Below are 20,266 nucleotides of genomic sequence, written 5' to 3' on the forward strand. Positions count from 1 at the left end.
CGTTTTTCAGCTTCGGTTTGTCAATCCTGCAGAACGCCGCCGGCGCCTTCCAGCGCTTCGCGGGTGTCGACATCGACGGACGCCCCTGCGCCGATCTCGACATCGATGACATCGAGCCCTTCGGCCTCGACCAGATGGCGTGCACCGGTGTCGCCTTCCAGATGGGCGATCGCCGGAAACAGCGAGCGCGGCAAAAGCACCGGGTTGCCGCGCTTGCCGTCATGCGAGGCGCGCACCACCGAATTGCCGCCGGCCTTGCGGAATGCATCGATCAACCTGTCGAGGTCATCAGAAGAGACACCCGGCATGTCGCCGAGAACGATCATCACGCCGGCGGAGTCTTCGGGCAGATAGGCAATCCCGGCCTTTAGCGAGGTCGACAGTCCGTCGGCGAAATCGGGATTGTCGGCGAAAGCCACATCCAGCCCCGCCAACGCCGCCTGCACCCGCTCGCGCTGGTGGCCTGTGACGACAATCGTGCCCGAAGCCTTCGAGCCGAGCGCGCGCTCGGCGGTGCGGCGCACCAGCGGCTTGCCGTCGAATAGCGCCAAGAGTTTGTTCGGCCCGCCCATGCGGCTCGACCGGCCAGCCGCCAGAAGCACGATGCCAACCTTGAGCTTGTTTTTGGGCGGCAGCGGTTCGCGCGGCTGCGGCCGGGTCGGGATTTCCATCAACAGCCCGCCGACGCCCATGCCGGCGATATCCTTGGCGGTCACGTCAAGGCCAGCGATCAACCGGTCCAGCACCCAGTCGAAGCCATTTTCCTTGGGGCTGCGGGCGCAGCCGGGTGCACCGATGACACGCTTGCCGCCGAGCATACCGAGCACCAGGAGATTGCCGGGATCGACCGGCATGCCCGCGCGGATAACAGTACCACCCGCCCTCTCGATCGCCGCCGGAATGACATCGGCGAAATCACTCATCGCCGACGCGCCGAAGATCACCACCATGTCGTTGTCGCGCGCCAGCAAGGCCGCGGCCTCCGCCACCGGAGCGATCTCGTGCGGGGTGCGACGCTCCGCTGTCAGCCTGCCGCCGGTGCGCGCCAGCCGCGCTTCGGTGACGCGCAGCGTCTTGTCGAGCACGCTCGGCTTGATGCCCGGCAGGACGGTCTGGATGACGCCGACACGCACCGGCTGATAGGCGTTGACGGCAAAGATTTCCCCGCCGGCGCAGATTTTCGTGACCGCATCGACCAGCGCAGAGCTGACCGCGAAGGGAATGATCTTCACCGTCGCGACCATCTGGCCTTTCTCGACCGGCGCATGCTGCGCCAACGTGGCGATGGTGATGGCGGGATCGACGGCGTTGATGGCGTCGATGACAGCGGCGTTGACGGTGAAGATTCCGGCTGACCCGGCGTGGAGATTGACCCGCCCGGTCGCGGCCGGCCGGGCGTCGATGCCGCGAAAGGCCATGCTCTCGGCTATTTCCTGCGCGGCGGCGTCCTCACTGAGATCGTCGGCGGCCAGCACGGCCGCAACGACCTGGGAAATGCCGGCGCCCCGCAGCAAGGCCACGTCTTCGGCGTTCAGCCTGTGCGCCTTGCGAAAGCGCCGTTCGCCGGCCGTGGTGGCATGCGCCAGCACCGCACCTTCGGCCGCATCGATCGGAATCGGGCCGAATTTCACGCTGCCGCGCCTTTCACTTCCAGACCGCGCGAGCGGAAGGCATGGACGACCTGCGCCAGCACCGCGACCGCGATCTCGGCAGGGCTGGCGGCACCGATGTCGAGCCCGATCGGCGCGTGAATGCGGGCGATCTGGTCGGCGTTCGCGCCCAGCGCCAGCAAGCGTTCGACGCGCTTGGCGTGGGTCTTGCGGCTGCCAAGCGCGCCGACATAGAAGCAGTTGGCGTCGAGCGCTGCCTTCAGCGCAAAATCGTCGATCTTCGGATCATGGGTGACAGCGGCAAGCGCCGTGTAGCTGTCGAGCGGCTGGCGCTTCAGCACGTCCTCCGGCCATTCGGCATGCAGGGTGACATCGGGAAAGCGGTCTGATGTGGCAAAGGCGGTGCGCGGATCGATGATCTCCAGGGGATAGCCTGCGATCCTGGCCATTGGAGCCAGCGCCTGGCTGATGTGCACAGCGCCGACGACAACCAGCCGCGGCTGCGGCAGATGCGCGTTGAGAAAGAAGGTCCGTCCCTCGGCCTCGACCGAACCGGAATTGCCTGATCGAAACGCCCTGGCGACAGCAACGCCGAGATCGCCTGCAACCTGGTCGCCTTCGCGCACGATACGGTCGCGGCCGTCACCGAGATCGGTGACGAGGATCGCCGCGCGGCGGGCGCGGCGTTCGGCGTTCAACATCTTGAGCGCATACGGGTCCATAATCAGCCCAATCTTTCAACATAGACCTTGATGCGGCCGCCGCAGGACAGGCCGACCTGCCAAGCGGTTTCGTCGGCAACACCGAACTCGAGCATCCTGGCCTTGCCTGTGTCGATGACATCGATGGCTTCGGTGACCACCGCGCCTTCGACGCAGCCGCCAGAGACGGAGCCGTGGAAATTGCCGTCGGCGTCGATGACCAGATGACTGCCGACCGGACGCGGCGCCGAGCCCCAGGTCTCGACCACAGTGGCAATGGCGACATCCTTGCCGTCCTTCATCCAGCCTTCCGCGATGATCAGCGGATCGCGGGCCTCGTCGAGATAAATGCTGTTTTCCATGGTCGCTTCTCTTGGAATCTGTTTATGATCTGGGCACCGCCAGTTCGCGCAAGCGGGTTCGTCGTGATCCACTTGGCGCGCGGCAAACGCATGGTCAATCAATCACCGCGAATGCGTCAACTTCGATGAGGTAGTCGGGGGACAGGTTCGCCACGCCAAGCACCACGTCAGCTGGTTTGTGATCTCCGAACAACCCTATCCGCGCCTTTTCGATGATCGGCAGGCATTCATCGCGATTGTAGTTGACGACATAGATCGTGATCCTGGCGACCTGCGTAGGCGCCGCACCGGCGGCGGCAAGTGCTCGGCCGAGATTGGCAAACACTGGCGCGCCTGAGTCGCAAGATCACCACGGCCAACAAGCTTGCCATGTAGGTCTTCGGGCTCCTGGCCCGAGATGAACACCAACTTGCTACCTGTCGCAACGACGACCTGGCTGTACGTCTGCGGAATCGGCAGATCCTTGGGGTTGATGCTTTGGAGCGTCATTGATCGGGCCTCCTGCGCGGTGATTTCAATTTTTTCTGGGAGTCTGTTTTTCCGATGGATAGACATATGGCTATGCGGCGTGCCTGACACCAGCTTCCAGCCAGCGGCGCGGATCGACCGAAGCGGCCGATTTCTTGTCCAGCGAGGCACAGAGGTCGGCGAGCGCATCGAGATTGTGCACCGAGCGGAATTCGTCGACATGCGGCAGCATCGCCTTGACGCCGCGGGCGCGCGCCTGGAAACCGTCGAAGCGCAGCAACGGGTTCAGCCAGATCAGCCGCCGGCAGGATTTGTGCAGGCGCTCCATCTCCTCCGAGAGGCCGACGACATCGTCGCGCTCCAGTCCGTCGGTGATCAAAAGCACCACCGCCCCCTGCCCCAGAACGCGGCGCGACCACAGCCTGTTGAACTCGGCCAGCGTATCGCCAATGCGGGTGCCGCCCGACCAGTCCTTGACCGCCGCCGAGCAGTCGGCCAGTGCGGCATCCGGATCGCGGTGGCGCATCTGCCGGGTCAGATTGGTCAGCCGGGTGCCGAAGACGAAAGTGTGGACGCGGCGGCGCTTTTCGGTCAGCGCATGCAGGAAGTGCAGGAAGATGCGCGTGTACTGGCTCATCGAGCCGGAAATGTCGGCCAGCACCACCAGCGGCGGGTGAACCTCGCGCTGTGAGCGGAATTTCGGCAGGATCAATTCGCCGCCGGTTCGCGCGGCCGAACGCATCATGGCGCGCGGATCGATGCGGCGGCCATGCGCATCGGCCTTGAAGCGCCGGGTCCGCACCATGTCGAAGGGCAGCCGCAACTGGGCGATCGCCTTCCTGGCATCCGCCATCTCGGCTGCGTTCATCTGGGCAAAGTCCTTGCCGCGCAGCACCTCGTTGCCGGAAAAAGTAAAGCGGGCGTCGACCTCGATTTCGGGGATTTCCTGCGTCGGCTGGTTCTTCTGATGGCCCTCGAACATCGCCTGGCTGACGCGGTTTTCTGCGGCGCGCGGCTTGTGTTTTTCCCTGGTGTCGGGGGCCACCGGCGAGAACATCGCCAGCATCTTCTCGATCAGTTCGCGCGACTTCCAGAACAGCCGGAAAGCTTCGTCGAAGATGGCGTGGTCCTCGTGGCGGGACACCAGCACGGCATGCAGCGTCCAGTAGAAATCATCGCGCGAACCGATGCCGGCGACGAGCACTGCCTCGATGGCATCCTTGACCGACGCCGGTCCGACCCGCATGCCGGCCTTGCGCAAAGTGCGGGCGAAATAGACGATATTGTCGGCAATCCGACCGTCCGCTGTCGCCTCTTTCGGCTCGGGGCGCGGCATCGCCTACTCCGCCGCCGAAAGCTCAGCCTTCACCTCGTTGAGGATGCGCCGGCCTTCGCCCTGTTCGATACGGGCAATGTCGTCCTGGTATTTCAACAGCACGCCGATGGTGTCCGATACGGTTTCCGGATCAAGCGCCACCTTGTCGAGCTCCGTCAGCGCGCCGGCCCAGTCGATGGTCTCGGCGACGCCCGGCACCTTGAACAGCTCGATCTGGCGCAGCTTCTGGATGAAGGAGACCACCTCGGCCGAAAGCCGCTGGTTGGCCTGCGGCACCTTTCGGCGCACGATCTCCAGCTCGCGCTCGGCATTGGGATAGTCGACCCAGTGATAGAGACAGCGCCGCTTCAGCGCGTCGTGGATCTCGCGGGTGCGGTTGGTGGTGATGATGACGATCGGCGGTTCTTCCGCCTTGATCGTGCCGAGTTCAGGCACCGTCACCTGGAAATCGGACAGGATTTCGAGCAGGAACGCCTCGAAGGCCTCGTCGGTGCGATCGAGTTCATCGATCAGGAAGACGGGCGCGGCACCCGTCTTGCCGGTCAGCGCATCGAGCACCGGGCGACGGATCAGGTATTTTTCGGAGAAGACGTTGCGCTCCATGTCGGAGCGGTCGACCTTGCCGGCCGCCTCCTCCATGCGGATCTCGATCATCTGCGCGGCGTAGTTCCATTCGTAGACGGCAGACGAGACGTCAAGGCCTTCATAGCACTGCAAGCGGATCAACCGGCGGCCAAGCGCTTGCGCCAGCACCTTGGCGATCTCGGTCTTGCCGACACCGGCCTCGCCCTCGAGGAACAGCGGCCGTTTCATGCGCATCGACAGGAACAGCACGGTTGCCAATGACCGGTCCGCCACATAGTCCGCACCGGTCAGGAGATCGAGCGTCTCGTCGATCGTCCGCGGCGCGGCACGCGGTTTCAGCTCGTTCATTCTTTCTCCGTGAACGCCGCCGCCCCGCTGTCCAGGACATGGTAGCCGCGGGCGTGATAGATCAGCGGCCGCAAATTATCGCCCATGCGCAGACCTGTCACCTTGCCAAAAAGCACACGATGCGTGGCCAGGTCCTTGCTGTCGATCAGCTCGCAGTCGAACACCGCGAGCGCGCCCTTCAGGGTCGGCGCGCCGGTCGAAATCACGTCCCATTCGCCCAGCGCGAAGCGTTCCTCGACCGGCAGGCCGGTAATGCCGGAAAAGCCGATCGAGAGCGGCTCCTGATGCGAAGCCAGCGTGTTCAGGGCAAATCTGCCGTTTTTCACGAACGGCTCATTCTTGGGGTTTTCACGGTTGAGGCAGACGAGAATCGTCGGCGGCGTGTCCGACACCGAACAGGCCGCGATCACCGTCGCGCCGCGCTTGCCTGCCGGCCCATCGGTGGTGACCACATGGACGTGGCCGGCAAAATGGCTCATCGCGTCGCGATAGGCCTGCGGCCCAATGTCATTCTTCTTCAGCACCGGAAATTGTCCACAGCCAGAAACCTACCGCTATATATGGCGACATACGACATGCCACAAGCGAAGTGCTTGGCCCATATCGTGAAATTCGCGTGTTGCACCAAGGCCGGCCAGCCTTTAGGTCTTGGCGGGAATTGGCGGCTGCGAGATGTCGCCAGTTGGGAGGAATTCATCACCAGAATGCGCCCCGGGGTAACGATATCTGCCGCACTGGCCTGGCTGTTCATGGCCGGCGTCGCCAGCGCCCAGACGCTGCTGGTGGGCGTGGCTGCGCCCTTGTCCGGACCATCTGCCATCCTCGGCAAGCAGATCGACGCCGGCACCGGTCTCGCGGCCGAAGCGAACGGCGTCGAACTCAAAACCATCGATGACGCCTGTACCGCCGATGGCGGAGCCGCCGCGGCCAGGGAATTCGTGGCGGCCAAGGTCACTGTGGTGGTCGGCTTTCTCTGCACCGACGCGATCGAGGCGGCGATGCCGATCCTGAAAGACGCCAACATTCCGGTCATCACCGTTGGCGTGCGAACCGAAAGCCTGACCGACCGGCGCGCCAAGACCGGCTGGCCAGTCTATCGTCTCGGGCCACGCGGCGACGACGAGCGCAATGCGGTCGCCGCCAGCCTCACCCGCCTGTGGCAGGACGAACTGTTCGCCATCATCGATGACGGGACCATCTATGGCCGCGAAATGGCCGAGACGTTTCGGGCGGCGGCCGAACAGGCGGCGCTGAAGCCGGTTTTCGTCGATACGTTCCGGCCGCAACTCGACAACCAGATCGGCCTGGTCGGCCGGCTGAAGAAGGCCGGCGCGACGCATGTCTTTGCGGGTGGCGACGGCGACGATGTCGCCATCATGGGCCGTGACGCGGCGCAACTCTCTGCCGGTATCGTGTTCGCCGGAGGCGAAAATCTGCGCACACCGCCCGGCGATGTGCCCTATGCGACCGGCACGCTGATGATCGCACCGCCTGAATGGGCCGATGTCGCCGATCCAAAAGTGCTGGAAAGCTTCTCCGCACGCAGGATCGTGCCGGACGGCTACACACTGCCGGCCTACGCGGCGGTCGAGATCGCCAAGGCAGCATCAGGCCTGGCCGAAACTTCAGGCAAGCCGCTGGCCGACGCGCTGACCGGGCATGATTTCACCACCGCGATAGGCCCGGTCCGCTTCGACGCGAAAGGCGACCTCAGCCAGAGCCCTTACCGCGTCTTCCGCTTCGACGGCACACGTTTTGCGCCTTTGGAAAGCAACTGATGTTTCGCACCGGCCCGCGCAATCTGATCACCGATGTTGCTGGCCTGCGGGTCGGCAACGCTTCCGACGCCAGGCTGAAGTCCGGCGTCACGACCATCCTTTGCGACGAGCCGGCGGTGGCCGGCGTGCAGATCCTGGGCGGTGCACCGGGCACCCGCGAGACCGACCTGCTCGAACCACACAATTCGGTCGAGGCTGTCCACGCCGTGGTGCTTTCAGGCGGTTCGGCTTTCGGTCTCGATGCGGCATCCGGCGTGCAGGCGGCCCTGCGCGAGCGCGGCATCGGGCTTGAAGTCGGTGGCTTTCGCGTGCCGATCGTGCCGGCTGCGATCCTGTTCGACCTGCGCAATGGCGGCGACAAGGACTGGGGCCGTTATCCACCCTACCGCGACTTCGGCTATGAAGCAGCGCAAGCCGCCACTACCGATTTCCCGCTCGGCACGATCGGCGCCGGCACCGGTGCGCTCACCTCGGGTTTAAAGGGCGGCCTCGGCTCGGCCTCGACGCTGCTCGACAATGGCATCACCATCGGTGCGCTGGCCGCCGTCAACCCGACCGGCTCGGTGACCGTCGGCCGAACCCAGCATTTCTGGGCGGCACCCTTCGAGATTGGCGACGAATTTGGCGGACTTGGCTACCCCTCGCCGATGCCGGACGACGCGAAACGGATCCTGTTGAAATACCGCGACAAGCATGTCGGCAGGCAGATGGAGACCGGTGGCAACACCACCATCGCCGTTATTGCCACGGACGCGGTTCTCACCAAGGCCGCCGCAAAACGACTAGCCATAGCAGCGCATGACGGGTTCGTGCGCGCCATCTGGCCGACGCACACGCCGGCCGACGGCGACCTGGTGTTTGCGCTGGCGACGGGTATCAGTGGTGTCGAGCTTGCGGCCGATGCGGCGATCGACCTCTATGCCGCGGCCGGCGCCACGATGGCGCGCGCCATCAGCCGCGGTGTGTTTGCCGCGACGTCTGCCGATGACGACCTGTTTCCGGTCTGGTCGGCGCGCTCGGGGTGAAGCAGCCGATCAGACGGGATCGGACTTTTCTTCTTCGAAGGTCACCGCGACATCGGAATTCGCCGACAGCCACACCTTCTTGCCATCGACCTCGGCAACCAGAGCCAGGGAAATGTAGTGGTGATGGCCCTTGTGAGCGCCCTCGCCGCTGTCGGCCCTGGTCAGCTTGATCCGCTTCCCGTCGACCTTGTCGACGGTGCCGACATGCACGCCATCGGCGCCGATGACTTCCATATGCTCACGAATTTTGCTGGTGTCGGTCATGGTGGTTCTCCATTGGATTGTCGACGATAACAAATGACCTGCCGATTGGATGCATTGGCTGTCGGACTGCACGACGTTTTGATTCCGTCGTGCTAGGGGATTGAAACGATCACGGCTGCCGGAGCGAAAACCGATGCGACTGCTCTTCCTGTTTGTCGTTGCCATGCTTGCACAATTTGCGACGTCGATCGCCGCCCATGCCGGCGATGTGGCCGAGCTCGAAATCCTCGGCTTCACCAAGGACGGTGGTGTCTTCGCCTTCGAGGAATATGGCGTCCAGGACGGCTCGGGATTTCCTTATGCCAACCGTTATTATATCGACACAAACGACGACAGCTTTCTCAAGGGAACGCCGATCAGGGTCCGGATCGACGATGAGAATGCCACGCTCGAAGCCGCCCGTCTCGAGGCCCGGCAAAAAGGCGAAGCGATCGTCAAACAGGCTGAGTTGACGGCGAACAGGGGCATCACCGCGGGCTTCAACCCGGTGACCGAGCTTTCGGCCGATCCGCACCGCATGGCGGTCAACCCCCGCCCGATCTTTTCACCGGTCGACCAGCCGCTTGAATTCCGGCTCGACGAGGTCGGCATGAACAGCACCGAAGGCTGCGAGAGCCAGGGCGAGATCAACGGCTTCCGGTTGCTGCGCATCGAGGCGCAGGATGGCGGCACGACCAAGCTGTTGCACGAGGACAAGTCGATCCCCAAGAGCCGGGGTTGCCCGAACGGCTACCGGATCGGCGCGGTGCAGACGTTTTCACTGGACAGTCTCAGCGGCTATGCAGTGCTGATCAGCGTGCGCCAATACGGCTTCGAGGGGCCGAACTTTCGCTGGATCGCAGTGACCGGCCGCCTGTGACATCGCTTGTTCAACCCGCTGGGCGCAATCGTGCCCTGAGCCGCCTTCGCCGCGCTATACCGGCGTCGCGAACAGCGCTTTTCGGCGCCTTGTTGTGGGCCGTGGCGATGGGCGCCAGCGCGCTCGTCACCCTGCTGTTGGATGGCTGGGAGACGCCTGAAAAGATCGGCACCGTGTCGCTGCTCTATGCCTGCGGCGGAGCACTTGCCTTTCCGTTTGGCCTGTTCGCGGCGCGGCTGGTCTCGCTCGGAAGGCGCTGGGAGGTTGCGTTCGCGGCGGCGTTCGTGTGCCTGCTCGGCGCAACCATCGGCCTGACCGGCGGGCTCTATGCCTTGCAATACCGCTCCTATTATGCCGAGTGGCATGCACCGGCTTTCACCCGCAACTGGGCCATCCAGTTCGTCTTCACAGTGTTGATTGCGCTCTACCAGTTCGTGGTGCTGGGCATCCGGCTCTATTTTCCGCTCGGTTTCGCCGCCTTGCTTGCCGCGAGCGTCTGGTTTGCGCGGCAGCGGCGTTGAGCATTTTGCCCGCCTCTGTTAGGACGCGGGCAAACTCCTCGACAAATCAGGACTGACCGATGATCCCTCGTTATTCCCGGCCGGAAATGGTCGCCATCTGGTCGCCCGAAACCCGGTTCCGCATCTGGTTCGAGATCGAAGCTTATGCGTGCGATGCGCTGGCCGAACTCGGTGTCATCCCCAAGGAAGCGGCTAAAACCATCTGGGAAAAGGGCGGCGCGGCAAAATTCAACGTGGAAGCGATCGACGAGATCGAGCGCGTCACCAAGCATGACGTCATCGCCTTCCTCACCCATCTTGCTGAATTCGTCGGACCCGACGCCCGCTTCATCCATCAGGGCATGACCTCTTCGGACGTTCTCGACACCTGCTTTGCCGTCCAGCTTACCCGGGCCAGCGACATCCTTCTGGCCGACATTGACGGCCTGCTTGCGGCACTCAAGCGCCGTGCCTTCGAGCACAAGGACACCGTCACGATCGGCCGCAGCCATGGCATCCATGCCGAGCCGACGACCTTCGGCATCAAGCTGGCGCAGGCCTATGCCGAGTTCTCGCGCTGCCGCGAGCGGCTGGTGCACGCGCGGGAAGACATCGCCACCTGCGCCATTTCGGGCGCGGTCGGCACCTTCGCCAACATCGACCCCTATGTTGAGGAACACGTCGCGGCAAAGCTCGGGCTGAAGCCGGAGCCGGTGTCGACGCAGGTGATCCCGCGCGATCGTCACGCCATGTTCTTCGCCACGCTCGGCGTCATCGCCTCGTCGATCGAGCGGCTGTCGATCGAGATCCGGCATCTGCAGCGCACCGAAGTGCTGGAAGCGGAAGAGTATTTCTCGCCGGGGCAAAAGGGCTCGTCGGCGATGCCGCACAAGCGCAATCCGGTGCTGACCGAAAACCTGACCGGCCTTGCCCGCATGGTGCGGTCCATGGCGCTGCCGGCGATGGAGAACGTGGCGCTCTGGCACGAGCGCGATATTTCGCACTCCTCTGTCGAACGCATGATCGGCCCGGACGCCACGGTGACGCTCGATTTCGCGCTGTCACGGCTGACCAGCGTCGTCGACAAGCTGCTCGTCTATCCCGACAACATGCTGAAGAACATGAACAAGTTCCGCGGCCTCGTGCATTCGCAGCGCGTCATGCTGGCGCTGACGCAGGCCGGCCTGTCGCGAGAGGACTCCTACCGGCTGGTGCAGCGCAACGCCATGAAGGTGTGGGAGCAAGGCGCTGATTTTCTTGAAGAACTATTGGCCGACAAGGAAGTGACCGCCGCCTTGCCCGAAGCCGAGATCCGCGAGAAATTCGACCTCGGCTATCACACCAAGCATGTCGATACGATCTTCAAGCGGGTGTTCGGCGAAGCCTGAGGCGAGCTTTCCCTTCTCCCCGTCACTATACGGGGAGAGGACGCTCTCCAAATGGCAATCAGGCCTTGCCGGGAACGGTGTTGATCACAGTCCCCCATGGGTCTTCGCGGGTTACCGGGCTGGTTACATTGTCCGAACGCATCTCGACCCAGGCAAGGCCCGACCGACCCGGACCGCGGCGGCCGGCACCGGGGCTGCGCCAGGCATTGGCGCCGATGTGGTGGTGATAGCCGCCCGACGACAGGAACACCGCCTGGCCGCCATATTTCGCTACCGTGTTGAAGCCGAATTCCTGATTCCACCAGGCTTCGGCGTCTTCCGGCCTGCCGACACGCAAGTGGACATGGCCGACAATGCTGTTTTCCGGCGCGCCCTGCCAACCGGCGTCACCCGCCGGCACCTCGGCAACGATAGACGGAATGTTCAGCCGCTCGGTCGCCATGGCAATCTTGTCGCCATTCCACTTCCAGTCGTGCGGACGACGGTCGGCGTAGATCTCGATGCCGTTGCCTTCGGGATCGGTCAGGTAGAGCGCTTCGCTGACCAGATGGTCGGAAGCCCCCTCGATGGCAATCTTGTCGGCAATGGCGTGGTTGATCCAGCGGCCGAGATCGGCGCGGCTCGGCAGCAGAAAAGCAGTATGGAACAGGCCCGCACTTTGCGGATCATCCGGCTTTGCCGCCGCGTCCGCCTCGATCACCAGCAACGGACGGTTGCCGGCCCCGAGCGTGATCGCGCCATCGGCGCGGCTCAGTTCCTGCAGTCCGACGACGCTGCGATAATAGGCGGCAAGACTTTCGGCGTCGCGCGCCTTAAGCCCGACGCGGGCAACGCTGACGGGAGTCGTGGCGGCAAAAGGCAATTCGCTCATCAAATTCTCCGTTCGGCCGGCCTGCGGTGAAACTTCCAAGACAAGGAGCCCCACGCCGCCAACCATAGTACGCCGCGCAGGGGGTCCCGCACACGGCTGTTTCTCTCTCCTGACGACAAATCGTCGATCGGCATCGTTCACACAAGACTTGAAGAAGCGAACATCGTGTTCACTATTTGTGAGCAAGAGCGCGATTCATGGCCGTTGCACGAAGCGACGCCGCTCGCTATTTCAGCGCCATGAAGGTCAAGGAAGCAGATATTCTCATCGTGCCGGGTTACACCAATTCTGGCCCGGACCATTGGCAGAGCCGCTGGCAGTCGAAGCTGTCGACGGCGCGCCGCGTCGAGCAGGCGGAGTGGTCCAAACCGGTGCGCGAGGACTGGACGGCGAGCGTGGCCAAGGCGGTCAACGAGGCCGAGCGACCGGTCGTCATTGTCGCGCATTCACTGGGTGTGGCCGCGGCAGTGCAGGCCATGCCGCAGTTCCAGAGGCCGGTCGCAGGCGCCTTCTTCGTGGCGCCGCCCGATGTCGCCAACCCCGGGATCAAGCCCCGGCACCTGATGACCTTCGGTCCTTATCCGCGCGAGCCGCTGCCCTTTCCTTCGATCGTGATCGCCAGCCGCAACGACCCGTTCTGCGCCTTCGATGTCGCCGAGGACATTGCTGGCGCCTGGGGCTCGCTGTTCATCGACGCCGGCGAAACCGGTCACCTCAACGCGGATTCGGGCTTTGGTCCGTGGCCCGAGGGCTCGATGACCTTCGCCAAGTTCCTGACCGATCTGAAACCCTGAGCTCTCTCAGGCGCCGATCGAATCCCTGACGCTCTTCAACAGGGTTTTTGCGCCGAGCCCGATCAGCGCGTGTTCCGAGCCCATGGCCAGCAGCCGGTAGCCCATCGAGACGACGCGACCGGCAATTGCCGGCTCGACGACATAGATCGCCGCATGTTTTCCCGCCTTGCGGGTGCGCTCGGCGACCGACGCCACCGTTTCCATCATGCTTTCCAGCGTCGAATTGATGGTCGCGCCGTTGCTCCAGGCGATCGAGAAATCCGACGGGCCGAGGAAGATGCCGTCGATGCCCGGCGTGTCTAGGATGCCGTCGAGCGCATCGAGGGCAGCACGCGTCTCGACCATGGCGAAGGCCATGGTGCGCTGATTGGTGTCGCGCAGCCATTCAGCCTGGTCGCCCTTGCCGTGGCGCGGAAAGGCATAGGTCGGGCCCCACGAGCGCTCGCCGAGCGGCGGGTATTTCATGGCCGCGGCGAACAGTTTTGCATCGGCCACCGAGTTCACCATCGGCGCAATGACAGCCTCGGCGCCGAAATCGAGCGCGCGGCTTGCCATGTCGAAGCGGCCGACCGGGATGCGCACCAGCGCCGGCTTGTTTGCAGCGAGCACCGGCACCAGACCGCGCAGCACGCTGTCCTCATGATGGCCGCCATGCTGCATGTCGAGGGTGACGGCATCGAAGCCCTGTTTGGCGACGATCTCGACGGTCAGGGCATCCGGCACGCCGGACCATGCGGTGAACAGCGTTTCATCGGCGGCAAGGCGGGACTTCAGGGACATCTACACTTTCCTCGTTAAGGATCGCAGTTTCAGCCGGAAACCGCTGCAAGGCAAAGAAAAACCGCCCGGATAGGTCGGGCGGTCGATTGGTCCAGAGTGTGGTCGGATCAGGTGTTCTTGATCTGCTCGATCGCCTGCGCCATCAGCTCGTCCATGGTGCGGCGGATCTGATGGTCCGACTGGTCGACACCGGCGTCGTCGAAATCCTTGCGGATCTTGCGGAACACGTCGTGATCGCCGGCTTCCTCGATGTCGGAGACGACCACTTGGTTGGCATAGGCGTCGGCATCGGCGCCCGACTTTCCAAGCTTTGCGGCGGCCCACAGGCCGAGCGCCTTGTTGCGGCGAGCCGATGCCTTGAACCGAAGTTCCTCGTCGAATGCGAATTTGCGTTCAAAGCCCTCTTCGCGATCCTTCATGCTGCTCATGGCATCCCTCCGATGGAAATCGATTCGCTGGTGATGACGTATATGTGTTGGGGAAGCACAAACCAAAAGGTCGCGAGCCGGTCAATACGCTTCGTTGCATGCTGCGCTGCGGCATTTCAGTCCCGAAAGCGGTTGATTGGAAGGATTTGCCGATTGAGCAAACGATGTGATTGGGATAGACCCGGCATTGAACCCTACAGTAGCCGCACTATTTCAGGCAGACGGACAGGAAATGGTCGATTGCCGCCTGTCTGGAACCCCAGAGAAAAAATCAGATGAAAAATCGCCGCCGCATTTATGAAGGCAAGGCCAAGATCCTCTATGAGGGACCCGAGCCGGGTACGCTCATCCAGTTCTTCAAGGACGACGCAACCGCGTTCAACAAGAAGAAACATGAAGTCGTCGACGGCAAGGGTGTGCTCAACAACCGCATTTCCGAGCACATCTTCAACCATCTCAACCGGATGGGCATCCCGACCCACTTCATCCGCCGGCTCAATATGCGCGAGCAGCTGATCAAGGAAGTCGAGATCATTCCGCTCGAAGTGGTGGTGCGCAATGTCGCCGCCGGTTCGCTGTCCAAGCGCCTCGGCATCGAGGAAGGCACCGTCTTGCCGCGCTCGATCATCGAATTCTATTACAAGGCCGACGCGCTCGACGATCCGATGGTGTCGGAAGAGCACATCACGGCGTTCGGCTGGGCGAGCCCGCAGGAAATCGACGACGTCATGGCACTCGCCATTCGCGTCAACGACTTCCTCTCCGGCCTGTTCATGGGCGTCGGCATTCAGCTCGTCGATTTCAAGATCGAGTGCGGCCGCCTGTTCGAAGGCGACATGATGCGCATCGTCGTCGCCGACGAGATTTCGCCGGATTCCTGCCGTCTGTGGGACGTGGCGACGCATGACAAGCTCGACAAGGACCGTTTCCGCCGCGACATGGGCGGCCTCGTCGAAGCCTACCAGGAAGTTGCCCGCCGCCTCGGCATCATGAACGAGAACGAGCCGCCGCGCCCCACCGGCCCGGTGCTTGTTGCCTCGACGGATGGCGCCAAAGGCAAGCCGCACTGATAGCGGCTTGCGTCCCGATATTGAGAACAGGAGCATGTCCAGCGTGATCAAGGCCCGCATTACCGTCACCCTCAAGAACGGCGTGCTCGACCCTCAAGGCAAGGCAATCGAACACGCGCTGTCCGGACTGGGTTTCGGCGGCGTCGGCGCGGTGCGGCAGGGCAAGGTGTTCGACGTCGAGCTTTCCGAGACCGACAAGGCCAAGGCCGAGGCTGATCTGAAGGCCATGTGCGACAAGCTGCTGGCGAATACGGTGATTGAGAATTATGCGGTGGAGATCGCTTAAATGGCATTGCTGGCCGAGTACAGCAATGCCGTTGACCAGATGCCGTCGCTCTATGAGAAGTTGCTCCGTTGCGATCTCAGACCTGCAAGCCCGCGTACCGGTTTTCCTAAGAAGCCAGGAGTGTACGCTCTCTACGAAAATACGACTCCCATCTATGTCGGCCGCGCCAAGAATATTTGGCAGCGGATAGGCAATCACATAGGAGGGCGCCCAGAGCAATCTTCCTTCGCCTTCAAGGTTGCTCGTGAGAAAACGGGGCGGACAGCAACCTACAAACCAGAGGGTTCTCGCAAAGCTCTCATGCTTGATGAGATTTTCAAGACGGCCTTTACTGATTCTGTGACACGTATTCGTGCTCTGAACGGCCGCTACGTTGTAATCGAGGACGATATTTTGCAACATCTATTCGAGGTGTACGCTGCGCTCGCGCTAAAAACATCTTACAACGAATTCAGGACAAGCTAATGAAATCCGCCGTCGTCCTTCTGCCTGGCCTCAACCGCGATCGCGACATGATCGCGGCGCTGACCAAGATTTCGGGAAAGCCGCCGGTCACCGTCTGGCAGACCGACACCGAAATCCCGGATGTCGACCTGATCGCCATTCCCGGCGGTTTTTCCTTCGGCGACTATCTGCGCTGCGGCGCCATCGCCGCGCGCATGCCGGTCATGCGGGCTGTTGCCGAACAGGCGGCCAGGGGGGTGATGGTCATCGGCGTCTGCAACGGCTTCCAGATCCTGGTCGAGGCCGGCCTGCTGCCAGGTGCCTTGATGCGCAACACGTCGCTGAAATTCGTCTGCCGGCAGGTCAAGCTGCAGATCACCAACGCCAACACCATGTTCACCCGTCGGTACCAGCCGGGCCAGATCATCCGCACGCCGGTGGCACATCATGATGGCAACTATTTTGCCGACGCCGACACACTTGCCCGCCTCGAAGGCGAAGGCCAGGTGGTGTTCCGCTATGCAGACGGCACCAATCCCAACGGCTCGATCAACGACATTGCCGGCATCATCAACGAACGCGGCAATGTGCTCGGCTTGATGCCGCACCCGGAAAACCTGATCGAAGCAGCCCACGGCGGCACCGACGGCCGGGCGTTGTTCGAGGGCGCGCTTGGCATTGCTGCCTGACATCATCAAGGCGAACAGCCTGAAAACAGCCGGACATTCCAGCCCATTTTATTGGGTAAGTCCGCTTCATGAGGGAGAGAGACGGTCATGAAACTCTATTCGCGGCCGTTGTCGCCCTACTCGTCGATCGTGCGGGCGCTGGCCTACATCAAGGATGTACCGCTCAAGATCATCGCGCCGCCGCCCGGTTTTCCGATCCCGGAAGAGTTTCGCGCCATCTCACCGCTCAACCGGATTCCGGTGCTGATCACCGGTTCGGGTGAAACGATCGTCGAATCGGTGGTCATCGCCGAATATCTCGAGGAGCGCTTTCCGGAACCGGCGCTGCTGCCGCCCGATTCCAAGGACCGCGCTCTGGTGCGCATGTTTGCCCGCATCACCGATCTCGACGTGCTGACCCCGACGATGAAGCTTTTCGAGCTTCATTTCGCGCCCAAGCGAAACAATGCCGAGATCGACGCCCAGTTCGCCCGCCTGCATCACGGGCTGGCGGCGATCGAGAAACGCATGGCGCAAGGCCCCTTTGCGCTTGGCAACGACATCAGTTTCGCCGATGCGTGGCTGACGCCGACGCGGTTCATCTTCAACAATCTCCGGGCCATGACAGGACGCCACGACCTGCTCGACGCGTATCCCAAATTCGATGCCTACGAACAGATCGCCTCGCAGCATCCGGCATTGTCGCGTGTGTGGGGCGAGATGACCGACGGGTTGAAGATTTTTCTGTCCGAACTTGAGATGGGTGCCGCTTGAGCAGGAGCAAGACGATCGCCCTGGTTGCGGCCGCGGGTTTTGCCCTGGCGTCCTGCCAATCGAGCCCGAAGAGCACACCTGTCCCCTCGGGCAAAAGTGCCTCGTTGCTGGCCATGGAACAGGTGGCGATATCGGCCCACAAATGCTGGATCGCCAGCAAGGATCCGGCGTTCAGGCAATACCAGATGGCCAATGAGTTGAATTCGTTCAGCGGCACGCCGCGTTTCCTGCTGGTGCCGGCCAAGCACTATGGCGGCAAACCGTTGCTGGTCGTGCAGGCACAAGGCAATTCCAGCCGCGTCGACGTGTTCGGACCGCTGATGAACGACCCGCTCGGCGCGCGCATCGGCTCCGACATCGCCCGCTGGCAGGCAGGCAATCCCTCCTGCGCGGCGGCCGCATAGGGCAATGGGCCGGTTCCTGCAGATTGCGGGTCTGGTCATCGGTCTGGCCGGACTCGTCCTGCAGTTCTGCATCAGCATTCCGGCGTCGATGGAAGCTGGCCGCAGCCTGCTCGGTTCCATCATCTTCCTTTTCAGCTTCTTCACCATCCTGACCAATATCGGCGCGGTGCTCGTCCACACCTCGCTGCTGTCGTCCACCGGCTATGCATGGCTGCCTGCCTTCGCAGGATCACGGATGCGCGCGGGCATCGCCGTTTCGATCGCCCTGGTGTTCATCGTATATGCGACGGTGCTGGCGCAGCTCTGGCAGCCACAGGGCCTGTTCCTGCTCTGCGACGTCCTGCTGCACTATGTGACGCCGGTGCTGTTCGTGCTGTGGTGGCTGGTCGCAGGCGCCAACGGCAGAACGCGGTGGGGCGACATCTCCTGGTGGATGCTCTATCCCGTGGCCTATCTGATCTATGCGCTGGCGCGGGCCCCGTTTGCCGGCGAGGTGCCCTACCCTTTCCTCGATGTCGCCAAGAACGGCGCAGCCAGCGTCGCCATCTCGGCGGCGGCCATCACCGGGCTTTTTCTGGTGCTGTGCGTGGTCGCCGTCGTCGTCGACCACGGCGTTGCTCGCATCAGAACATCGAGCGTCCGTTAGTCAAGCGGACTCCGGTCCCGCTTCTTGGGATGGTCAGTCCCAGAACGGCCTGATGGCCTCGCGGTGGGCATCGCAGCGCGAGACACCGATATCCTTGAGCTGATCATCGGTCATCTCAAGCAATACCAGCCGGCTGCGCCGGCGCTCCAGCAGATAGTCGATCCATTTCGCCAGCGACCGGACCACATGCACCAGACGGCCGGCAAAGCCGCGCCGGCCCGATGGGCGTGTCGATTGACCCGATGACTCGGCTCTCGAATGGCTGATTGTCGCGATTGTATTCATTTTCTTTCTACCAGATTTCCAAATTGCACCCTTTTTTGGCGCCGATCTGATATGTATTGACTCACAATCCGGTGCAATATAGAAAATTGTCACCATGACAAATTGGCTTCCAGATCTCACCGCCGGCTCCGGGCCGCTGTATCAACGGCTTGCGGATTCCATCGAAACGGACATCGACCGGGGGGTGATCGATGCGGGGGCAAAGCTGCCGCCACAACGCGACCTCGCCTACGACATCGGCACCACCGTCGGCACGGTCGGCCGGGCCTACCAATTGCTGCGCGAACGAGGGCTGGTGAGCGGAGAAGTCGGACGCGGAACCTATGTGCTCGGCCAGCGCGCCGATGATGCGAGGCCGACCTCGCTGGCTCCAGACGTCACCGGCGAAGGCACACGCCATATCGATGCGCCGCGCGGCAAGCTGCGTTTCGACAGCACGGCCGCGCCCGACATCGGCCAGGGCGCCATAGTCGCCGATGTCCTGACGCGCGCGGCGCAGGATTATCCGCATGAGATTTCAAGCTACACGCGGGATTTTCCGGACCGCTGGTACGAAGCCGGCGCCCGCTGGCTGTCGCGCAATTCGTTTCGCCCGAACGCCGACGCCATCGTTCCAACGCTGGGCACACATGCCGCTGTGATGGCGGCGATCGCAGCGCTGACAACGCCCGGCGATTATGTCGCCTTCGAGCACCTCACCTACTCGCAGATTTCCCGCAGCGCCGGTCTGATCGGCCGGCGCACCGCGCTGGTGGCGTCGGACGACCAGGGCATCGACCCGGCCGATTTCGAGCGCGTCTGCGCGCAAAAGCATCCCCGAATGATCTTCCTGATGCCGACGGCGCAGAATCCCACGCTGGTGACGTTGTCGGCGGCGCGCCGCGAGGCGATCGCGCGTGTCGCACGCGAATACAATGTCGTTCTCATCGAGGACGATCTCTACGGCAACCTGACCGATGATCCGACGCCGCTGCTGGCCGAATACGCGCCCGAACGCACCATTGTCGCCGGCGGCCTGTCGAAATCGGTCGCGGCGGGTGTGCGCGGCGGCTGGCTGTCCTGCCCGCCCGCCTATCGCCATCGCATCCGCGTCGCCCACAAGATGATGACCGGCGGCATGCCTTTCCTGCTGGCGGAGGTGAATACAAGGCTGGTGATGTCCGGCCAGGCAGACGAGATACGCAAACGCAGTATCACCGAAATCAGCGCCCGGATTGCCATCGTGCGCGAGACGCTGGCCGGATTCGCGTTCAAGTCACACGAAAAGGTTCCCTTTGTCTGGCTGACCCTGCCCGACCCCTGGCTTTCCGGCACCTTCAAGAACGCTTGTCTCGAACATGGCGTGCTGATCGACGACGAGGACGAATTCAAGGCCGGCCGCTCCGAGCAGGTTTTCCACGGCGTCCGCTTCGGTGTTTCGCAGCCGAGGCAGCGCAAGGACATCGCCGAAGGCGTCGCGGTCATCAGGCGTCTGCTGGATGAGGGTCGCGCCGGCTACGACAGCTTCTCCTGAGCCATGAGCCGTCTTGTCGCGAGGGATCGCTGCCTGCTCGGGATCGGCCTGCGGCTTTGTCCGGCTTTCGCGCGTTTTT

At 63.0% G+C, this 20,266-nt stretch carries 26 protein-coding genes; 14 read left to right on the forward strand and 12 right to left on the reverse strand.

Annotated features, from left to right (window positions below; genetic code table 11):
• Positions 1–20 precede the first annotated feature (20 nt).
• From AC1D08_RS27750 to AC1D08_RS27780, 7 genes are all read right to left on the reverse strand, one after another.
• Positions 21–1,631 (reverse strand): NTP transferase domain-containing protein, encoded by a 1,611-nt coding sequence (locus AC1D08_RS27750; RefSeq protein ID WP_457152247.1) that lies wholly within the window; start codon positions 1,629–1,631, stop codon positions 21–23.
• Positions 1,628–2,332: an XdhC family protein gene (locus AC1D08_RS27755; RefSeq protein WP_457152246.1), complete on the reverse strand. Its 705-nt coding sequence runs from the start codon at positions 2,330–2,332 to the stop codon at positions 1,628–1,630. Before AC1D08_RS27755 ends, AC1D08_RS27750 begins: the two co-directional genes overlap by 4 nt.
• A 2-nt stretch (positions 2,333–2,334) precedes the next feature.
• The gene (locus tag AC1D08_RS27760) at positions 2,335–2,673 is read right to left on the reverse strand and encodes an XdhC family protein (protein WP_095085542.1); all 339 of its coding nucleotides are present in this window, start codon (positions 2,671–2,673) and stop codon (positions 2,335–2,337) included.
• A gap of 94 nt (positions 2,674–2,767) precedes the next feature.
• Entirely contained in the window at positions 2,768–2,998 is a 231-nt protein-coding gene (locus AC1D08_RS27765) for a Rid family hydrolase (RefSeq protein WP_457152245.1), read from the reverse strand.
• 234 nt (positions 2,999–3,232) lie between these two features.
• Complete coding sequence (locus AC1D08_RS27770) at positions 3,233–4,477, reverse strand: vWA domain-containing protein (RefSeq protein ID WP_457152244.1); 1,245 nt, start codon at positions 4,475–4,477, stop codon at positions 3,233–3,235.
• Positions 4,478–4,480: 3 nt separating this feature from the next.
• Positions 4,481–5,410: an AAA family ATPase gene (locus AC1D08_RS27775; protein WP_457152243.1), complete on the reverse strand. Its 930-nt coding sequence runs from the start codon at positions 5,408–5,410 to the stop codon at positions 4,481–4,483.
• Positions 5,407–5,934, reverse strand: a complete 528-nt coding sequence (locus AC1D08_RS27780; RefSeq protein ID WP_095085520.1) for a flavin reductase — start codon at positions 5,932–5,934, stop codon at positions 5,407–5,409. The genes AC1D08_RS27775 and AC1D08_RS27780 overlap by 4 nt, the downstream gene beginning before the upstream one ends.
• Before the next feature lie 180 nt (positions 5,935–6,114).
• Here AC1D08_RS27780 and AC1D08_RS27785 point away from each other — a divergent pair, with 180 nt between their 5' ends.
• Together AC1D08_RS27785 and AC1D08_RS27790 are read left to right on the forward strand one after the other, a co-directional pair.
• On the forward strand, positions 6,115–7,188 hold the full coding sequence (locus tag AC1D08_RS27785) for a branched-chain amino acid ABC transporter substrate-binding protein (protein ID WP_457152242.1): 1,074 nt from the start codon (positions 6,115–6,117) through the stop codon (positions 7,186–7,188).
• Positions 7,188–8,213: a P1 family peptidase gene (locus tag AC1D08_RS27790; protein WP_457152241.1), complete on the forward strand. Its 1,026-nt coding sequence runs from the start codon at positions 7,188–7,190 to the stop codon at positions 8,211–8,213. The genes AC1D08_RS27785 and AC1D08_RS27790 overlap by 1 nt, the downstream gene beginning before the upstream one ends.
• Before the next feature lie 9 nt (positions 8,214–8,222).
• Here AC1D08_RS27790 and AC1D08_RS27795 read toward each other — a convergent pair whose 3' ends face one another.
• The gene (locus tag AC1D08_RS27795) at positions 8,223–8,477 is read right to left on the reverse strand and encodes a DUF2171 domain-containing protein (RefSeq protein ID WP_457152240.1); all 255 of its coding nucleotides are present in this window, start codon (positions 8,475–8,477) and stop codon (positions 8,223–8,225) included.
• A gap of 133 nt (positions 8,478–8,610) precedes the next feature.
• On the opposite strand from AC1D08_RS27795, the gene AC1D08_RS27800 reads away from it, so the two are divergent.
• The 3 genes from AC1D08_RS27800 to purB all read left to right on the forward strand — a co-directional run bounded on the left by AC1D08_RS27800 (position 8,611) and on the right by purB (position 11,224).
• Positions 8,611–9,336 (forward strand): DUF2259 domain-containing protein, encoded by a 726-nt coding sequence (locus tag AC1D08_RS27800; protein ID WP_457152239.1) that lies wholly within the window; start codon positions 8,611–8,613, stop codon positions 9,334–9,336.
• Positions 9,337–9,443: 107 nt separating this feature from the next.
• Positions 9,444–9,857, forward strand: a complete 414-nt coding sequence (locus AC1D08_RS27805; protein ID WP_095085500.1) for a hypothetical protein — start codon at positions 9,444–9,446, stop codon at positions 9,855–9,857.
• Between the two features lie 59 nt (positions 9,858–9,916).
• Entirely contained in the window at positions 9,917–11,224 is a 1,308-nt protein-coding gene (purB, locus tag AC1D08_RS27810) for an adenylosuccinate lyase (RefSeq protein WP_095085498.1), read from the forward strand.
• Between the two features lie 58 nt (positions 11,225–11,282).
• On the opposite strand, the gene AC1D08_RS27815 is transcribed toward purB, so the two are convergent.
• A complete protein-coding gene (locus AC1D08_RS27815) occupies positions 11,283–12,095 on the reverse strand; it encodes a VOC family protein (protein ID WP_457154071.1) in 813 nt (270 codons plus the stop codon).
• A gap of 239 nt (positions 12,096–12,334) precedes the next feature.
• On the opposite strand from AC1D08_RS27815, the gene AC1D08_RS27820 reads away from it, so the two are divergent.
• Positions 12,335–12,889 (forward strand): RBBP9/YdeN family alpha/beta hydrolase, encoded by a 555-nt coding sequence (locus AC1D08_RS27820; protein ID WP_184872185.1) that lies wholly within the window; start codon positions 12,335–12,337, stop codon positions 12,887–12,889.
• 6 nt (positions 12,890–12,895) lie between these two features.
• Here the strand turns inward: AC1D08_RS27820 and AC1D08_RS27825 are convergent, their stop codons facing one another.
• Both AC1D08_RS27825 and AC1D08_RS27830 read right to left on the reverse strand, forming a co-directional pair.
• Positions 12,896–13,669, reverse strand: coding sequence for an HpcH/HpaI aldolase family protein (locus tag AC1D08_RS27825; protein ID WP_111542506.1), 774 nt, complete (start codon positions 13,667–13,669; stop codon positions 12,896–12,898).
• A 107-nt stretch (positions 13,670–13,776) separates the two neighbouring features.
• Entirely contained in the window at positions 13,777–14,097 is a 321-nt protein-coding gene (locus tag AC1D08_RS27830) for a DUF1476 domain-containing protein (RefSeq protein ID WP_457154072.1), read from the reverse strand.
• A gap of 275 nt (positions 14,098–14,372) precedes the next feature.
• On the opposite strand from AC1D08_RS27830, the gene purC reads away from it, so the two are divergent.
• The 7 genes from purC to AC1D08_RS27865 all read left to right on the forward strand — a co-directional run bounded on the left by purC (position 14,373) and on the right by AC1D08_RS27865 (position 18,389).
• The gene (gene purC, locus AC1D08_RS27835) at positions 14,373–15,167 is read left to right on the forward strand and encodes a phosphoribosylaminoimidazolesuccinocarboxamide synthase (protein WP_095085488.1); all 795 of its coding nucleotides are present in this window, start codon (positions 14,373–14,375) and stop codon (positions 15,165–15,167) included.
• A 43-nt stretch (positions 15,168–15,210) separates the two neighbouring features.
• Positions 15,211–15,453, forward strand: coding sequence for a phosphoribosylformylglycinamidine synthase subunit PurS (purS, locus tag AC1D08_RS27840; RefSeq protein WP_457154074.1), 243 nt, complete (start codon positions 15,211–15,213; stop codon positions 15,451–15,453).
• Positions 15,454–15,918 carry a GIY-YIG nuclease family protein gene (locus AC1D08_RS27845; protein WP_457154073.1) on the forward strand — a complete coding sequence of 155 codons (465 nt, stop codon included), beginning with the start codon at positions 15,454–15,456 and terminating at the stop codon, positions 15,916–15,918.
• Entirely contained in the window at positions 15,918–16,586 is a 669-nt protein-coding gene (gene purQ / locus AC1D08_RS27850) for a phosphoribosylformylglycinamidine synthase subunit PurQ (protein ID WP_477417728.1), read from the forward strand. Before AC1D08_RS27845 ends, purQ begins: the two co-directional genes overlap by 1 nt.
• Before the next feature lie 87 nt (positions 16,587–16,673).
• The gene (locus AC1D08_RS27855; RefSeq protein ID WP_457151344.1) at positions 16,674–17,339 is read left to right on the forward strand and encodes a glutathione S-transferase family protein; all 666 of its coding nucleotides are present in this window, start codon (positions 16,674–16,676) and stop codon (positions 17,337–17,339) included.
• Positions 17,336–17,743 (forward strand): hypothetical protein, encoded by a 408-nt coding sequence (locus AC1D08_RS27860; RefSeq protein WP_457151345.1) that lies wholly within the window; start codon positions 17,336–17,338, stop codon positions 17,741–17,743. Before AC1D08_RS27855 ends, AC1D08_RS27860 begins: the two co-directional genes overlap by 4 nt.
• Positions 17,744–17,747: 4 nt before the next feature.
• A complete protein-coding gene (locus tag AC1D08_RS27865) occupies positions 17,748–18,389 on the forward strand; it encodes a Pr6Pr family membrane protein (RefSeq protein ID WP_457151346.1) in 642 nt (213 codons plus the stop codon).
• Between the two features lie 33 nt (positions 18,390–18,422).
• On the opposite strand, the gene AC1D08_RS27870 is transcribed toward AC1D08_RS27865, so the two are convergent.
• A complete protein-coding gene (locus AC1D08_RS27870) occupies positions 18,423–18,674 on the reverse strand; it encodes a DUF1127 domain-containing protein (RefSeq protein ID WP_457151347.1) in 252 nt (83 codons plus the stop codon).
• A gap of 94 nt (positions 18,675–18,768) precedes the next feature.
• Between AC1D08_RS27870 and AC1D08_RS27875 the strand changes: the two genes are divergently transcribed.
• Positions 18,769–20,187, forward strand: coding sequence for an aminotransferase-like domain-containing protein (locus AC1D08_RS27875; protein ID WP_477424524.1), 1,419 nt, complete (start codon positions 18,769–18,771; stop codon positions 20,185–20,187).
• Positions 20,188–20,266 lie beyond the last annotated feature (79 nt).

Source organism: Mesorhizobium sp. P2_E6 (assembly GCF_056403835.1).

Excerpts from the sequence above, each read along its gene's own strand:
- AC1D08_RS27855 (WP_457151344.1), top strand. The coding sequence starts at position 16,674 with ATGAAACTCTATTCGCGGCCGTTGTCGCCCTACTCGTCGATCGTGCGG.
- purQ (WP_477417728.1), top strand. The coding sequence starts at position 15,918 with ATGAAATCCGCCGTCGTCCTTCTGCCTGGCCTCAACCGCGATCGCGAC.
- AC1D08_RS27755 (WP_457152246.1), bottom strand. The coding sequence starts at position 2,332 with ATGGACCCGTATGCGCTCAAGATGTTGAACGCCGAACGCCGCGCCCGC.
- AC1D08_RS27820 (WP_184872185.1), top strand. The coding sequence starts at position 12,335 with ATGAAGGTCAAGGAAGCAGATATTCTCATCGTGCCGGGTTACACCAAT.
- AC1D08_RS27785 (WP_457152242.1), top strand. The coding sequence starts at position 6,115 with ATGCGCCCCGGGGTAACGATATCTGCCGCACTGGCCTGGCTGTTCATG.
- AC1D08_RS27760 (WP_095085542.1), bottom strand. The coding sequence starts at position 2,673 with ATGGAAAACAGCATTTATCTCGACGAGGCCCGCGATCCGCTGATCATC.
- AC1D08_RS27815 (WP_457154071.1), bottom strand. The coding sequence starts at position 12,095 with ATGAGCGAATTGCCTTTTGCCGCCACGACTCCCGTCAGCGTTGCCCGC.
- purB (WP_095085498.1), top strand. The coding sequence starts at position 9,917 with ATGATCCCTCGTTATTCCCGGCCGGAAATGGTCGCCATCTGGTCGCCC.
- AC1D08_RS27770 (WP_457152244.1), bottom strand. The coding sequence starts at position 4,477 with ATGCCGCGCCCCGAGCCGAAAGAGGCGACAGCGGACGGTCGGATTGCC.
- AC1D08_RS27870 (WP_457151347.1), bottom strand. The coding sequence starts at position 18,674 with ATGAATACAATCGCGACAATCAGCCATTCGAGAGCCGAGTCATCGGGT.
- purC (WP_095085488.1), top strand. The coding sequence starts at position 14,373 with ATGAAAAATCGCCGCCGCATTTATGAAGGCAAGGCCAAGATCCTCTAT.
- AC1D08_RS27830 (WP_457154072.1), bottom strand. The coding sequence starts at position 14,097 with ATGAGCAGCATGAAGGATCGCGAAGAGGGCTTTGAACGCAAATTCGCA.
- AC1D08_RS27845 (WP_457154073.1), top strand. The coding sequence starts at position 15,454 with ATGGCATTGCTGGCCGAGTACAGCAATGCCGTTGACCAGATGCCGTCG.
- AC1D08_RS27865 (WP_457151346.1), top strand. The coding sequence starts at position 17,748 with ATGGGCCGGTTCCTGCAGATTGCGGGTCTGGTCATCGGTCTGGCCGGA.
- AC1D08_RS27800 (WP_457152239.1), top strand. The coding sequence starts at position 8,611 with ATGCGACTGCTCTTCCTGTTTGTCGTTGCCATGCTTGCACAATTTGCG.
- AC1D08_RS27775 (WP_457152243.1), bottom strand. The coding sequence starts at position 5,410 with ATGAACGAGCTGAAACCGCGTGCCGCGCCGCGGACGATCGACGAGACG.
- AC1D08_RS27805 (WP_095085500.1), top strand. The coding sequence starts at position 9,444 with ATGGGCGCCAGCGCGCTCGTCACCCTGCTGTTGGATGGCTGGGAGACG.
- AC1D08_RS27795 (WP_457152240.1), bottom strand. The coding sequence starts at position 8,477 with ATGACCGACACCAGCAAAATTCGTGAGCATATGGAAGTCATCGGCGCC.
- AC1D08_RS27875 (WP_477424524.1), top strand. The coding sequence starts at position 18,769 with ATGACAAATTGGCTTCCAGATCTCACCGCCGGCTCCGGGCCGCTGTAT.
- AC1D08_RS27825 (WP_111542506.1), bottom strand. The coding sequence starts at position 13,669 with ATGTCCCTGAAGTCCCGCCTTGCCGCCGATGAAACGCTGTTCACCGCA.
- AC1D08_RS27790 (WP_457152241.1), top strand. The coding sequence starts at position 7,188 with ATGTTTCGCACCGGCCCGCGCAATCTGATCACCGATGTTGCTGGCCTG.